We start from the raw sequence: 14,391 nt of genomic DNA on the forward strand, positions 1-14,391 counted from the left end.
CGGGGCCGTTTTTTATTGCTTCAGGCGTTGGCCTTACTCGGCCTTCGCTTCCGCTGCTTTCTCACCGTGCGACAGGCTATAAACATAAGCCGCCAGCAGGTGAACCTTGTCGTTGCCTTGCAGCTGTTCTTGCGCAGGCATCTGGCCCTGGCGGCCGTAACGGATGGTCTGCTGCAACTGCGCGAAGCTCGAACCGTAGATGAACGCGCCCGGGTGGGTCAGGTCAGGTGCGCCCATTGTTGGCGTACCTTTACCGGCCGGACCGTGGCAAGCCACGCAGTTGGCGGCGAACAGCTTCTGGCCATTGGCGACGTCTGCCTTGGCGCCTTCCGGCAGCTTGCGACCATCGAGGTTGGTGACCACGAACGCGGCCACGTCAGCCACGCCTTGCTCGCCAATCACTTCAGCCCACGCCGGCATGACCGCGTGACGGCCGCCCATGATGGTGGTCTTGATGGTTTCCGCTTCGCCGCCCCAGCGCCAGTCGGCGTCGGTCAGGTTAGGAAAACCGTAGGCGCCCTTGGCGTCGGAACCGTGGCAAACCGAGCAGTTGGAGGCGAACAGGCGGCCCCCCATCTTCAACGCTTGCGGATCCTTGGCCACTTCTTCGATTGGCATGGCTGCGAACTTGGCGAAGATCGGACCGAATCTGGCGTCCGAACGGGCCATTTCCTTTTCCCACTCGTGCACGCCAGTCCAGCCGGTCTGGCCGTTGGCGAATGCAGTCTGTTTTTCGGTATCGAGGTAGTTGTAGCCCGGCAGCAGGCCTTTCCAGTTACCCAGGCCCGGGTACAGCACCAGATAACCCAGCGCAAAGATGATGGTGCCCACGAACAGCATGAACCACCATTTCGGCAGCGGGTTGTCGTATTCCTCGATCCCGTCGAACGAGTGGCCGACCGTCTCGTCCGTCTGCTCGCTGCGTTGGCCCTTGCGGGTCGACAGCAACAGCCAGGTCAGGGCGAAGATGGTGCCAAGACTGAGGACTGTGACGTACAGACTCCAGAATGTAGTCATTCTTTGTTACTCCTAGAAGCTTGCTCGACGTGCTTGATGGCTTCGGGATCATCCGCAAAAGGCAGCAAGGTCGCGTCTTCAAACTCCGACTTGCGCTTGGGGCTGAACACCCACAACGCCAGACCGATAAAGGCCACCATCACAACAACGGTGCCCAGGCCACGAATCATCCCGATATCCATCTAATTCACCGTTTGCTTTTGATGATGGTGCCCAGGCCTTGCAGATAGGCCACCAGCGCGTCCATTTCGGTCTTGCCCTTCACGGCATCCTGAGCACCGGCGATGTCTTCATCGGTGTAAGGAACGCCGAGCGTACGCAGGACCTCCATTTTCTTGGCAGTTTCCTTGCCGTCGAGCTTGTTTTCCACGAGGAACGGGTAAGCCGGCATTTTCGACTCAGGCACCACGTTGCGCGGGTTGTACAAGTGCGCACGTTGCCAGTCATCGGAGTAGCGACCGCCGACACGGGCCAGGTCCGGGCCGGTGCGCTTGGAGCCCCACAGGAACGGGTGGTCCCAGACACTTTCACCGGCAACCGAGTAGTGACCGTAGCGTTCGGTTTCGGCGCGGAACGGACGGATCATCTGCGAGTGGCAGCCGACACAGCCGTTAGCGATGTAGACGTCGCGGCCTTCCAGTTCCAGGGCCGGACGCGGCTTCATGCCCTCGACCGGCTTGTTGGTAACGTCCTGGAAAAACAGCGGAACGATCTGGGTCAGGCCACCGATGCTGACGGCGATGACCATGAAGAAAGCCAGCAGGCCAATATTCTTCTCGACAGCTTCATGCTTCATCAGTGAGCTCCAACGACAGCGATCTGGGCAGCGGCTTCGGCTTCAGCCGGGTTCGAGGCGCGCACGGTGCGCCAGACGTTGTAAGCCATCAGCAGCATGCCGCTGGCGAAGAACGCACCGCCAAGAGCGCGGACGATAAAGCCCGGGTGGCTGGCTTGCAGCGCTTCGACGAACGAGTAGGTGAGGGTGCCGTCATCGTTGATTGCACGCCACATCAGACCCTGGGTGATGCCGTTGACCCACATCGAAGCGATGTAGAGCACGGTACCGATGGTCGCGAGCCAGAAGTGCGCGTTGATCAGGCCGACACTGTGCATCTGCGCACGACCGAACAGTTTCGGAATCATGTGGTAGATCGCGCCGATCGAGATCATTGCCACCCAGCCCAGAGCGCCGGCGTGTACGTGGCCGATGGTCCAGTCGGTGTAGTGCGACAGCGAGTTGACGGTCTTGATCGCCATCATCGGCCCTTCGAAGGTCGACATGCCGTAGAACGCCAGCGAGACCACGAGGAAGCGCAGGATCGGGTCGGTGCGCAGCTTATGCCAGGCGCCCGAGAGGGTCATCATGCCGTTGATCATGCCGCCCCAGCTTGGCGCCAGCAGGATGATCGACATCGCCATGCCCAGCGATTGTGCCCAATCCGGCAGCGCGGTGTAGTGCAAGTGGTGCGGGCCGGCCCAGATGTACAGGGTGATCAGTGCCCAGAAGTGCACGATCGACAGGCGATAGGAGTAAATCGGACGTTCGGCCTGTTTCGGCACGAAGTAATACATCATCCCCAGGAAGCCGGTGGTCAGGAAGAAACCCACGGCGTTGTGGCCGTACCACCACTGGATCATCGCGTCGGTCGCGCCCGAGTAGGCGGAGTAGGACTTGAACAGATTCACCGGCAGGGAAGCGTGGTTGACGATGTGCAGCATTGCGGTCACGACGATGAAAGCACCGTAGAACCAGTTACCGACATAGATGTGTTTAGTTTTGCGCTTGGTGATGGTGCCGAAGAACACCAGACCGTAGGTGACCCAGACAATGGCCAGCAAAATGGCGATCGGCCATTCCAGTTCCGCGTATTCCTTGGTGGTGGTGTAACCCAGCGGCAAGGTAATGATCGCGCCGACGATCACCGCTTGCCATCCCCAGAAGGTGAAGGCGGCGAGGCTGTCGGAAATCAGTCGCGTCTGGCAGGTTCGCTGCACGACATAGTAGGAAGTGGCGAAGAGTGCACAACCACCGAAGGCAAAAATCACCAGGTTTGTGTGCAACGGGCGCAGGCGTCCAAAGCTCGTCCACGGCAGACCGAAGTTCAATTCCGGCCAGACCAGTTGCGAGGCGATGAAAACACCGAGCCCCATGCCAAGGATCCCCCAGACCACCGTCATGATGGCGAACTGGCGGACTACCTTATAGTTATAAGCAGTCGGACTGATTGCTGTGCTCATTCTAAGGTTCCACGGTTTGGGTATTTTATTAGGATGTAATTCGGCCGCAAGTATGGGCAAAGCAGGGGGTCATTGCAACGCGCCATGACCTGGGTCAATGCTTTCCAACGCTGATTCTGCGGCCTTTCCATGCGCCGCGTAAGGACAAAATCAGCCTCGGACAAAATGTCGCAGCGGATGAAAAAAGCGAGGGGTTCAGGTCGCTTGTAACGAGGTGTGTTCAAACGCTCCGTTCGGCTGACGGAAGGCAATCGGCTCGACAGCCGGTATCTACCGGCGTTTGCGGCGACATCAGTCAGCCATTTCGCAGAACACAGCGGTTAGGGTCGACCTGGAACCGGCGCGAACCAGTCCTCACCGAGCAAGCGTAGACCCGAATCGGGGGAACCGAAAGGCGAGGGTGTGAAGGGTGCGACAATGCGTCGCAAAGGGGCAGGAAACTGCCGCACCGTAATCGGTGCGGCAAAGGTGTACGCAATGCTGTTTATTTATTGTCTTCAGTAATAAGTTTTTCTGTGCTCAATCCATGGCTCAAGCTGTACACATAAGCTGCGAGCAATTGCACCTTGTCATTACCCAGTAGCTCCGTTTGCGCTGGCATATGGCCCTGACGACCGTGGCGAATGGTCTGTTCAAGCTGAGTGAGGCTGGTGCCATAGATAAACCCGGCCGGGTGCGTCAGATTCGGCGCGCCCATGGCTTCGGTGCCTTTACCGGTTGCACCGTGACACGCCACGCAAGTGGTGCTGAAGGCTTGCTGTCCGGCTTGCAGATCAACCTTGCTGTCGGCAGGCAATGGCAAGCCGGCCAGTTCGTGACGAACATACGCCGCAACGTTCTTCACGCCCGCTTCGCCCAACACCTCGCCCCAGGCCGGCATTGCTGCCACCCGGCCACCCATGATGGTGGTTTTGATCGTGTCGGCATCGCCGCCCCAGCGCCAATCGCTGTCGGCGAGGTTTGGGAAGCCGAACGCGCCCTTGGCGTCGGAGCCGTGGCACACCGAGCAGTTGGAAGCGAACAGACGGCCGCCCATTTTCAGCGCTTGCGGATCCTTCGCCACTTCTTCCACTGGCATGGCGGCGAACTTGGCGAAGATCGGGCCGAATTTGGCGTCAGCCTTGTTCATCTCCTTTTCCCACTCGTGCACGCCGGTCCAGCCATCCTCGTAACCCGGCAGGATGCCTTTCCAGTTACCCAGACCCGGATAAAGGATCAGGTAGCCCACGGAAAATACCAAGGTGCCGGCGAACAGCATGAACCACCATTGCGGCAGCGGGTTGTCGTACTCCTCGATGCCGTCAAAGCTGTGGCCCATGGTCTGGTCGACGCTGCCCTTGGTCTCGCCCCGGCGGGTGCCGATCAGCAGCCACGTCAGGCCGATCAGGCTGCCGATGGTCAGTACGCAGATCCACGTACTCCAGAAGGTGGTCATGGCCGGGTACTCCTTGGTTCAGGTGCTTGGGTTGTTTCAGATGCTGGGGTAGTGTCGGGTTGCAGTTCGTCGGCGAACGGCAGCAGGCGCGCTTCAGCGAACTCCGGATTGCGCTTGCGGTTGAACACCCACAGGGTCAAACCAACGAAGGCGACGAACACCACAACGGTGCCTAAGCCACGAATCAGTCCTGCACTCATTTCAACGACCATGGCTCACCTCTTGCTCTTGATTGCAGTGCCGAGCACTTGCAGGTAGGAGATGAGCGCGTCCATTTCGGTCTTGTCCTTGAGGCTGGCCACCGCGCCGCTGATGTCGTCGTCGGTGTACGGCACGCCGAGGGTGCGCATGGTCTTGAGCTTGGTTTCGGTGTGGCTGCTGTCGACCGCTTGCGTGACCAGCCACGGGTAGGCCGGCATTTTCGATTCCGGGACAACGTTGCGCGGGTTGTACAAATGCGCGCGGTGCCAGTCATCCGAGTAACGCGCGCCGACCCGTGCCAGATCCGGCCCGGTGCGTTTCGAGCCCCACAGGAACGGGTGATCCCAAACGCTTTCCCCGGCCACCGAGTAGTGCCCGTAACGCTCGGTTTCAGCGCGGAACGGCCGGATCATCTGTGAGTGACACTGGACGCAGCCTTCGCGGATATAGATGTCGCGACCTTCCAGTTGCAGCGCGGTGTAGGGCTTCATGCCCTCCACCGGTTTGTTGGTGACGTCCTGGAAGAACAGCGGGACGATCTGGGTCAGACCGCCGATGCTCACGGCGAACACCATCAACAGCATCAGCAGGCCGACGTTCTTTTCAATCGTTTCGTGTTTCATGGCGGACTCCTCAGGCCATCTGCGCGGCGGCAACGACGTCAGCAGGCTGCGAGGCCCGCACTGTGCGCCAGGTGTTGTAAGCCATCAGGAACATGCCGCTGAGGAAGATCGCCCCGCCAACCAGCCGCACGACGAAGCCTGGATGGCTGGCCACCAGGGTTTCGACGAAGGAGTAGGTCAGCGTGCCGTCCTCGTTGACCGCGCGCCACATCAGGCCCTGAGCGATGCCGTTGACCCACATCGAAGCGATGTAGAGCACGGTGCCGATGGTGGCGAGCCAGAAGTGCGCGTTGATCAGCCCAACGCTGTGCATCTGCGCCTTGCCGAAGATTTTCGGGATCATGTGGTACAGCGCGCCAATGGAAATCATCGCTACCCAACCGAGAGCGCCGGCGTGTACGTGGCCGATGGTCCAGTCGGTGTAGTGGGAGAGGGCGTTGACGGTCTTGATCGCCATCATCGGACCTTCAAAGGTCGACATGCCGTAGAACGCCAGCGACACCACGAGGAAGCGCAGGATCGGGTCGCTGCGCAACTTATGCCAGGCGCCCGAGAGGGTCATCATGCCGTTGATCATGCCGCCCCAGCTCGGTGCCAGCAGAATCAGTGACATCACCATGCCCAGCGACTGCGCCCAGTCCGGCAGCGCGGTGTAGTGCAAGTGGTGTGGGCCGGCCCAGATGTACAGGGTGATCAGTGCCCAGAAGTGCACGATCGACAGGCGATACGAATACACCGGACGCTCGGCCTGTTTCGGCACGAAGTAATACATCATCCCGAGGAAACCGGCGGTGAGGAAAAAGCCTACGGCGTTGTGGCCGTACCACCATTGCACCATCGCGTCGGTGGCGCCGGAGTACAGCGAGTAGGACTTGGTAAAACTGACCGGAATTTCCAGGTTGTTGACGATGTGCAAAATCGCCACGGTGATGATGAACGCGCCGAAGAACCAGTTGCCCACATAAATGTGTTTGGTCTTGCGCTGCATGATCGTGCCGAAGAACACGACCGCGTAGGCGACCCAGACAATGGTGATCAGGATGTCGATCGGCCATTCGAGTTCGGCGTACTCCTTGGAGCTGGTGTAACCCAATGGCAGGCTGATCGCCGCCAACAGGATCACCAGTTGCCAGCCCCAGAAGCAGAATGCGGCAATCTTTGGCGCAAACAGTTGGGTCTGGCAGGTGCGTTGTACCGAGTAGAACGAACTGGCGAACAGCGCGCAGCCGCCGAACGCGAAGATCACCGCGTTGGTGTGCAGTGGGCGCAGACGGCCGAAACTGGTCCAGGGTAAATCGAAGTTGAGCTCGGGCCAGACCAATTGGGCCGCGAGAAAAACCCCGAGCCCCATGCCGACGATGCCCCACACCACCGTCATAATGGCGAATTGGCGGACCACCTTGTAGTTGTAGGCGGTACTGATAGAAGTGTTCATGGTTCCCCATCCACGGTTCAGCCGAAGTGACCGCGCGCAAAAGAGCCGCAAATCCTTCGCCTGGAGTTATAGGCAGACTAAAAGCGAGGCAAGCATGAACAAACAGCACAAGGCCAGTATTGACGGGGATCAATGGGCGCAGTGCGTACGTGATCATGGGTGGCTTTGGAACGCCGCCAGTGGCGAGGCTTCGGCGACGTTGATCCTTGCGCATGGGGCGGGGGCGCCGATGGACAGTGAGTGGATGAACGACATGGCTGGGCGCCTTGCTGCACTTGGGGTGAACGTGTTGCGGTTTGAGTTTCCTTATATGGCGCAGCGGCGCGTTGATGGGGTGAAGCGGCCGCCGAATCCTGCTGCCAAATTGCAGGAAGTTTGGCGTGAGGTGTTTGCTGAAGTGCGACGTCATGTCACTGGGGTTTTGGCCATTGGCGGGAAGTCGATGGGCGGGCGGATGGCGAGTCTGGTGGCGGATGAGTTGGGGGCTGATGCGCTGGTGTGTTTGGGGTATCCGTTTTATGCGGTGGGGAAGCCGGAGAAGCCTCGGGTTGAGCATTTGGCTGGGTTGCAGACGCGGACGTTGATTGTTCAGGGGGAGCGGGATGCGCTTGGCAATCTTGCGGCGGTTGAGGGGTATTCGTTAGCGTCGGGGATTGAGGTGTTTTGGTTGGGGGCGGGGGATCATGATTTGAAGCCGTTGAAGGTTTCGGGATTTACCCATGAGCAGCATTTGGCCAGTGCCGCGCAGAAAGTATCCGAATTTCTCAAGGGGTGACCGGGATTCTGAACTTCATGGAGATCGGCTCCCTTCCCCCTCGCCCCTTGGAGGAGAGGGCTGGGGTGAGGGAGATGGATATTAGCTGCGACACAGTTTTCGTTTTGGGTACATATCCATTGCTGCGGTAACGGCCGCTTAGGGTTCCGCCCTTACGGCGGGTCACTTTTTACAAACGCCTAAAAAGTAACCAAAAACGCTTGCTCCTACGTGCGGCCCGCTCGCTGAGGCTCGGGGTCCCTTCGCTCCGGAATTGATCCGGGCGCAGCGTCTCCGGTTTGCTGCGCTGCACCTCCTCTCGCTGTGTTTGGCTTCGCCAAACGGTCGCTGCGCTCCCACCCCCGGATCAATCCCTCCACTCAGCCTTCCGACGTCGCCCGTGGATCAAGATCAAGAGCGGCAGCCGAGCTAACGCTCATCCTTTGAGTGGGGCGGCATGCGCCGCGTGCGGGTAGTACATATCATTCCTGTAGGAGCTGCCGAAGGCTGCGATCTTTTGATCTTGCTGTTGCTTTTTGTGGGAGCGAGCCTGCTCGCGAAAGCGGCCTCAAAAACAACATCAATACAACAGGGGAATTTCCAGTTTTCTCTATCAGTAAACGCAATCCTGCAAGCACGTTTAAATCACACAACCCGTTACGCCATCGGGCCTACAACTCCTTGCGCCGTTACCTACGCGTACGCCAGAATCCGCCGGCTTACACGGATACGTGCCGGGCTATATCGTTCACCTGTCACTGCAAAACAGTGACCGGGTTTGGTAGCCCGTCTGTAATAGCTGTGTGGCAGCACCTTACAGAGTCTCTTTCTTGGGGCTTGGCTTTATGGTGGTCATGCGTGGGGCTCACTCGTGAGCGCCGGGTTCCTATTGCAGCCGGTCTACCAACCCGCGTATGGCCACCACCCACTCGTTTGGTAGCGAGAGTGATGGCTCCTTAAACTGCGATAGGAGTTTCATCCATGTTCAAAATCACACCAAACCCACCACCCACAGATCCAATCCCCCACGACCCAGCGCTCAGCCCACAAAAGATCAAAGAAGCAACCGATCGCGCCCTCGATTACTACCTCAAGCCCGACGACCTGGCGGCTCCGCCAACCTCGCCCAAGTTTCGCCCCGTCTTTCTCGTCGACCCCACCCTGGATGACGAAACCCTGCTCGTCGAAGCCTGCGAGTCGCTGTCTTACGCCCATGCCATGGCCGGTAACATCGCCCACTCAATCGGCGGCCCGGAGCGCAAACCGCTGCTGGCGCTGCAACAGGTGATCATGCTCAACGAACTGTTGGTCAATCGGCTATTAGAGAAGCTGAAGTTGCCTCAGTAATTTCGCTGGCTGTTATGGCCTCATCGCGAGCAGGCTCACTCCTACAAGGGATTGTGGTCGGGCACAAAAGCTGTGGTCACCGCAGATCCCCTGTAGGAGTGAGCCTGCTCGCGATGGCGGTCTTCCAGATGCCATTGATTTCACATAGGCAACAAAAAACCCGGAAGCTTTCGCCGTCCGGGCTTTGAAGATCAAAAGATCGCAGCCTTCGGCAGCTCCTACAGGAACATGCATTCCAATGTAGGAGCTGCCGAAGGCTGCGATCTTTTGCTTTTAGCGGTTAAACCGCTCCACCAACGAGTACTGCGTATTCGCCGTCTTGGTCAGCTCTTCACTCAGCAACGCCGAGTTATGCGCCTGTTCCGACGTCTGATCCGCCAACTCCGAAATATTGCTGATGTTGCGGCTGATCTCTTCAGCCACCGCACTTTGCTCTTCCGTCGCCGCAGCGATCTGCGTGGTCATGTCGGTGATATTAGCCACCGCTTCGCTGATCCCGACCAGTGCCTGATCCGCTTCCAGCACCCGCGCCACACCTTCTTCGGCCTGGCGATGCCCGGCTTCCATGGTTTGCACAGCGCTCGAAGCAGTCTGCTGCAGCTTGGCGATCAGGGCGTGAATCTGCCCGGTCGATTCGCTGGTGCGTTGCGCCAGTTGACGAACTTCGTCCGCCACGACGGCAAAGCCACGGCCCATCTCGCCGGCACGAGCCGCCTCGATGGCGGCGTTGAGCGCGAGCAGGTTGGTCTGGTCGGCGATGCCTTTGATCACATCGACCACGCCGCCGATTTCGTCGCTGTCTTTCGCCAGTTGGGTGACGGTCAGGCCGGTTTCACCCACAACAACCGACAAACGCTGAATGGCTTCGCGGGTTTCGCCGGCGATGTCGCGTCCGCGACCGGTCAGGCGATTGGCTTCCTGAGTGGCGTCGGCGGTGCGTTGTACGTGGCTGGCCACTTCCTGCGTGGTCGCGGCCATCTGGTTGACGGCGGTGGCGACTTGTTCGGTTTCCACGCGCTGGCGTTCCAGGCCGGTCGAGCTGCTGTGTGCCAGAGCGTCGGACTGCTTGGCCTGATCGGTCAGGTGCTCGGCAGTGTCCTGCAGTCGGGTCAGGCAGGTTTTCAGACGGGCTTCCTGACTGAGGATCGCCATTTCCAGACGCGCCTGAGAGCCACGGCTGTCGGTGTACATCTGCGCGATCAGCGGGTCGGACGTGGTCTGTTCGGCCAGACGCAGCAAGCGCTTGAGGCCTCTCTGCTGCCATTGCAGACCTAATAGGCCGAGTGGCACCGACAGACCAGCGGCGAGGGCAAAGCCCCACTGCGAGTTCAGGGTTGCGCCGATGACGAAGCTAAGCTGGCTGACCAGAATGAACGGCAGCCAGTCTTGCAACACCGGCAGCCATTTATCGCTGGAAGGAATCGCCGACTTGCCCTGGTTGATGCGTTGGTAAAGCGCTTCGGCACGGCGGATCTGTTCGGCGGTGGGTTTGATCCGCACCGACTCGTAACCGATCACCTGATTGCCGTCGAACACCGGTGTTACATAGGCGTTAACCCAGTAATGGTCACCGGTCTTGCAGCGATTCTTGACGATGCCCATCCATGGCAAGCCTTGTTTCAGTGTGCCCCACATGTGCGAAAACACCGCAGCCGGGACGTCGGGGTGACGAACCAGGTTGTGCGGCGCACGGATCAGTTCCTCACGCGAAAACCCGCTGATCTCGACGAAAGCGTCGTTGCAGTAGGTGATCATGCCCTTGGCGTCGGTTGTGGAAATCAACCGTTGCTGAGCCGGGAAGGTCCGTTCGCGTTGTGTAATGGGCTGGTTGTTACGCATGTTTTTCAATCCGCAAGGCTTTGAAAGGTTGTCGGCGCTGGCAGGAAATTATTGAATTTTTCTTTCAGTAATCAGCACGGCGTCGCAAAACGCGGCTTGCCTCAACCGGCCAGCATCGGATAGGTGAACAAGCCAAAATGCAGCACATTCAGCCCGAAGTGTGTGGCGATCGCCGCCCCGAGTCCGCCGAAACGGTAGGCCAGACCATAGCCGACACCCGCCAGTCCCGCCAGTAACACCCAAGTCCAGCCCGCACCGACATGCGCCAGCGCGAACAGTGACGAGGCGAGCAGCAGCGCGAGGTTTTCGCCATACGGCAGGTGTTTGAAGCGTCGGCTGAAACCGCCTTGTATATAGCCGCGAAACAGCGCTTCCTCGACCAGCGTCACCAGCAGCAGATTGTTCAGCACCCACAGCCACGCCTGATCCGGCCATTTCGGCGCCCAGGCGATAACGCCAAGCAACACCGCACCACCGAGTGCGAGGGCCGCGCTTAACGTCAGGCCGAGGGCGGTGGCGTACACGGTCAGGCGCAAGGAGCGTCGCGCGACAATCCACGGGCAGACCAGCAATAGCCAGAAGCCAACCAGTGGTTTGTCCTGATTCAGGTACATCGAAAAGCGCACAGCGTTATCAGTGAAACGCTGCGGATCAATAGCGCGGCCGTTGTAAAAACCCGGCAACCAATGCATCGCCAACGCCAAGGTCATCACGATGAACAGGCCGTGGCCGAGGTAGCGTGCGAACGGCACTTGTTGCTGGCGTACCGCGTACCCGGCGAACAGCAGCAGGCCGACGGAAATCAGTGCCAGCCAGCCGAGTTGGCCGTAGCTGAGCGCCAATCCGTAGCCGAGGCTGAGCAGCGCCAGATAAAGCCAAGGCAAAGCCTTCATCGAAACTCCCTGTGAAAATGGGTGGAAGGGCTTTCTACACGGCTGGGCGGCGGAAAGCAAAAGTCAAAAGATCGCAGCCTGCGGCAGCTCCTACAAGGATCGCATTCGCCGCCAATTGCGCGGATAAACGCCGGATCTGTAGGAGCTGCCGCAGGCTGCGATCTTTTGATCTTGCCTTTAAAGCAGGTTGAGTTTCGCCGCAGCACGCTCAGTAATTTCCGTGCGCAGTTTCAACGATGGCGCCGCTCGCAACCGGGCCTCATCGACGATTGCATTCGGCGCTGAATCCGGCGAGCCCGAGTTAAATGGCGGCGCCGGAGCGTACTCAAGCTGCAGCTGCACCAACTGCGCCGTGTCGGCATCAACCAGCTCAGCCGCCAGCACCAAGGCAAAATCGATCCCTGCGGTAATTCCGCCGCCAGTAAACAGATTGCCGTCACGCACCACCCGATCCTTCACGGCAATCGCCCCCAGCGTCGGTAGCAGGTCGTGATAAGCCCAATGTGTCGTCGCGCGTTTGCCGTGCAGCAGACCCGCCGCGCCGAGCACCAGCGAGCCGGTGCACACCGAAGTCACGTAACGCGCCTGCGCGGCCTGGCGTTTAATGAAGGCCAGCGTCTGCTCATCCTCCATCAACGGCCCGACGCCACCGCCACCGGGCACACAGATCACATCCAGATCAGGACAGTCCTCGAAGGTCGTGGTCGGTTTCAGCACCAGACCGGTGCTGGCCGTGACCGGCATCAGATCCTTCCAGATCAGATGCACCTGCACACCCGGCAACGACGCGAGCACGTCATAAGGACCGGTCAGGTCGAGTTGTTGAACCTGCGGAAACAACAGAAAACCGATCTGCAACGTCATGGGGTTTTTCTCCATTGAGGGGGTGGACGGCTTCACTGTAGGCGCGTAGGTTCTGGCGCATACGCCAATCACCCCACGAATTACGCCAAATGCCCAAAGCCATTCACGTACTCGCGTTTGCCAACATGCAGATCCTCGACGTCACCGGCCCGTTGCAAGTGTTTGCTTCGGCCAATGACCTCTGTCGTCAACGCGGCCTGCCGACGCCTTATGCGCCAAGTGTGATCGCCAGCGAAGGCGGAGCGGTGATGTCGTCCGCGGGGCTGGCGGTGCTTGCCGAACCGCTACCTCAAGAGGCCAGCGATACGCTGATCATCGCCGGCGGCTGGGGCATTTATCCGGCCGCGGAGGATCTGCCGTTGGTGGATTGGGTACGCCAACATGCAGCGAAATGCCGGCGCGTGGCTTCGGTGTGTACCGGCGCATTTCTGTTGGCGGCCAGCGGCTGGCTCGACGGTCGACGCGTCGTCACTCACTGGACGCGTTGCGAGCAACTGGCGCAGCAGCATCCGAAGTTGCAGGTCGAGGCCAATCCGATCTTCATCAACGACGGCCCGGTCTGGACTTCGGCGGGGGTTACCGCAGGCATCGATCTGGCACTGGCGATGGTCGAGCAAGACCTCGGCAGCGACATCGCCCTGGACGTCGCCCGCCATCTGGTGGTGTTCCTCAAACGCCCGGGCGGGCAGTCACAGTTCAGCGTGACGTTATCACTGCAGAACCAAGGCAACCGTTTCGATGAGCTGCATGCATGGATCGCCGAAAACCTGACCTGTGACCTCGGCGTACCGACTCTGGCCGAACAGGCCGGGATGAGCGAACGCAGCTTCGTCCGCCATTACCGCGCCGACACCGGCCAGACTCCGGCGCGTGCGATCGAACTGATCCGCGTCGAAACGGCCCGGCGCTTGCTCAGTGATACGGGATTGCCGGTGAAGCGCATCGCTGCCAATTGCGGGTTTGGTAGTGAGGAAACATTGCGCCGGAGTTTTCTGCGGGCGATTGGGGTGACGCCGCAGGCGTATCGGGAGCGGTTTTCGGTCAGCGCTGCAACAATCAACACTGAAGTCATCGCGCGATGCTGAACCTGTGGCGAGGGAGCGAGCTCCTTTGCCACAGATGATTCAGGCCTCAACTTCCGCCACCTGATTAAAATACTTCGTCCGATCCGGCGTAAACGTCACCACCATCTTCGTACGCGAACACGTCAACGAGCGCTCCTCAGCCAAATCGATATCCAGATCTTCCCCACGCAAACCTTGCCACTGCGCGAGGTATTTCAGTGAGCCGTATTTTTCGTTTTTCTTCAGGCTGCGGCTAACGCCACCTTTCCAGCCGAGGACGGGCAGTTCGTTGGCGAGGCAGCGTTGGGCGAGGTCGGGGAAACGGGCGGCGCGCTGGCGGCCGATTTCCCAGCATTTGATCAGGCCTTTATCGGCGGCTTCCCAGAGCTGGGTGCGGGTCAGGCCGGTGCGTAGGGCGCTGTCGATGTTGCGCTGGACGTGCTGGGACATTCTGTTTCCTTGAATTCGGGTTTTGTTGGACAGCTCCGCTGTGCCCGTTGCGGTGGATGGTAGGGGCGGATGTAACAGCTGGCAACAAGGTATTTCGGGGTGTAAGTGCAAGTTGCGGGGGAGGGAGGGAACAGGGGGTGTTTAATGTTTGTAGGCACGAAGTTGCATTCTTTGTGGCGAGGGGATTTATCCCCGTTCGGCTGCGCAGCAGTCGCAAAGCCAGTGAATGCG

General features: G+C 59.5%; 15 protein-coding genes. 3 read left to right on the forward strand and 12 right to left on the reverse strand.

What is annotated here, in order from left to right:
• Positions 1-33: 33 nt before the first annotated feature.
• From ccoP (ICA16_RS22070) to ccoN (ICA16_RS22105), 8 genes are all read right to left on the reverse strand, one after another.
• Positions 34-1,017, reverse strand: a complete 984-nt coding sequence (gene ccoP, locus ICA16_RS22070) for a cytochrome-c oxidase, cbb3-type subunit III (protein WP_210701567.1) — start codon at positions 1,015-1,017, stop codon at positions 34-36.
• Positions 1,014-1,199 (reverse strand): CcoQ/FixQ family Cbb3-type cytochrome c oxidase assembly chaperone, encoded by a 186-nt coding sequence (locus ICA16_RS22075; protein ID WP_003175465.1) that lies wholly within the window; start codon positions 1,197-1,199, stop codon positions 1,014-1,016. Before ICA16_RS22075 ends, ccoP (ICA16_RS22070) begins: the two co-directional genes overlap by 4 nt.
• Before the next feature lie 5 nt (positions 1,200-1,204).
• Positions 1,205-1,813, reverse strand: coding sequence for a cytochrome-c oxidase, cbb3-type subunit II (gene ccoO / locus ICA16_RS22080; protein ID WP_150601379.1), 609 nt, complete (start codon positions 1,811-1,813; stop codon positions 1,205-1,207).
• Positions 1,813-3,255 (reverse strand): cytochrome-c oxidase, cbb3-type subunit I, encoded by a 1,443-nt coding sequence (gene ccoN, locus ICA16_RS22085; RefSeq protein WP_042558542.1) that lies wholly within the window; start codon positions 3,253-3,255, stop codon positions 1,813-1,815. Before ccoN (ICA16_RS22085) ends, ccoO (ICA16_RS22080) begins: the two co-directional genes overlap by 1 nt.
• Before the next feature lie 484 nt (positions 3,256-3,739).
• A complete protein-coding gene (gene ccoP, locus ICA16_RS22090) occupies positions 3,740-4,690 on the reverse strand; it encodes a cytochrome-c oxidase, cbb3-type subunit III (protein WP_210701568.1) in 951 nt (316 codons plus the stop codon).
• Positions 4,687-4,902, reverse strand: coding sequence for a cbb3-type cytochrome oxidase subunit 3 (locus ICA16_RS22095; protein ID WP_150616713.1), 216 nt, complete (start codon positions 4,900-4,902; stop codon positions 4,687-4,689). Before ICA16_RS22095 ends, ccoP (ICA16_RS22090) begins: the two co-directional genes overlap by 4 nt.
• Positions 4,903-4,905: 3 nt before the next feature.
• Positions 4,906-5,514 carry a cytochrome-c oxidase, cbb3-type subunit II gene (ccoO, locus tag ICA16_RS22100; protein WP_042558545.1) on the reverse strand — a complete coding sequence of 203 codons (609 nt, stop codon included), beginning with the start codon at positions 5,512-5,514 and terminating at the stop codon, positions 4,906-4,908.
• Positions 5,515-5,524: 10 nt separating this feature from the next.
• Positions 5,525-6,949: a cytochrome-c oxidase, cbb3-type subunit I gene (ccoN, locus tag ICA16_RS22105; RefSeq protein ID WP_150601382.1), complete on the reverse strand. Its 1,425-nt coding sequence runs from the start codon at positions 6,947-6,949 to the stop codon at positions 5,525-5,527.
• Between the two features lie 94 nt (positions 6,950-7,043).
• Between ccoN (ICA16_RS22105) and ICA16_RS22110 the strand changes: the two genes are divergently transcribed.
• On the forward strand, positions 7,044-7,724 hold the full coding sequence (locus ICA16_RS22110) for an alpha/beta family hydrolase (RefSeq protein WP_210701569.1): 681 nt from the start codon (positions 7,044-7,046) through the stop codon (positions 7,722-7,724).
• A 960-nt stretch (positions 7,725-8,684) separates the two neighbouring features.
• Entirely contained in the window at positions 8,685-9,050 is a 366-nt protein-coding gene (locus ICA16_RS22115; protein ID WP_210701570.1) for a DUF6124 family protein, read from the forward strand.
• A gap of 273 nt (positions 9,051-9,323) precedes the next feature.
• Here ICA16_RS22115 and ICA16_RS22120 read toward each other — a convergent pair whose 3' ends face one another.
• The 3 genes from ICA16_RS22120 to inhA all read right to left on the reverse strand — a co-directional run bounded on the left by ICA16_RS22120 (position 9,324) and on the right by inhA (position 12,646).
• Complete coding sequence (locus ICA16_RS22120) at positions 9,324-10,889, reverse strand: methyl-accepting chemotaxis protein (protein ID WP_210701572.1); 1,566 nt, start codon at positions 10,887-10,889, stop codon at positions 9,324-9,326.
• Positions 10,890-10,990: 101 nt separating this feature from the next.
• Complete coding sequence (locus ICA16_RS22125) at positions 10,991-11,782, reverse strand: CPBP family intramembrane glutamic endopeptidase (RefSeq protein ID WP_210701573.1); 792 nt, start codon at positions 11,780-11,782, stop codon at positions 10,991-10,993.
• A gap of 177 nt (positions 11,783-11,959) precedes the next feature.
• Entirely contained in the window at positions 11,960-12,646 is a 687-nt protein-coding gene (inhA, locus tag ICA16_RS22130; RefSeq protein WP_210701575.1) for an isonitrile hydratase, read from the reverse strand.
• A gap of 89 nt (positions 12,647-12,735) precedes the next feature.
• Between inhA and ICA16_RS22135 the strand changes: the two genes are divergently transcribed.
• Entirely contained in the window at positions 12,736-13,731 is a 996-nt protein-coding gene (locus tag ICA16_RS22135; RefSeq protein WP_210553580.1) for a GlxA family transcriptional regulator, read from the forward strand.
• A 39-nt stretch (positions 13,732-13,770) separates the two neighbouring features.
• Here ICA16_RS22135 and ICA16_RS22140 read toward each other — a convergent pair whose 3' ends face one another.
• Entirely contained in the window at positions 13,771-14,160 is a 390-nt protein-coding gene (locus tag ICA16_RS22140) for a hypothetical protein (RefSeq protein WP_150616702.1), read from the reverse strand.
• Positions 14,161-14,391 lie beyond the last annotated feature (231 nt).

Source organism: Pseudomonas anatoliensis (assembly GCF_017976235.1).
In the GTDB taxonomy this organism is placed as follows: Bacteria; Pseudomonadota; Gammaproteobacteria; order Pseudomonadales; family Pseudomonadaceae; genus Aquipseudomonas; species Aquipseudomonas anatoliensis.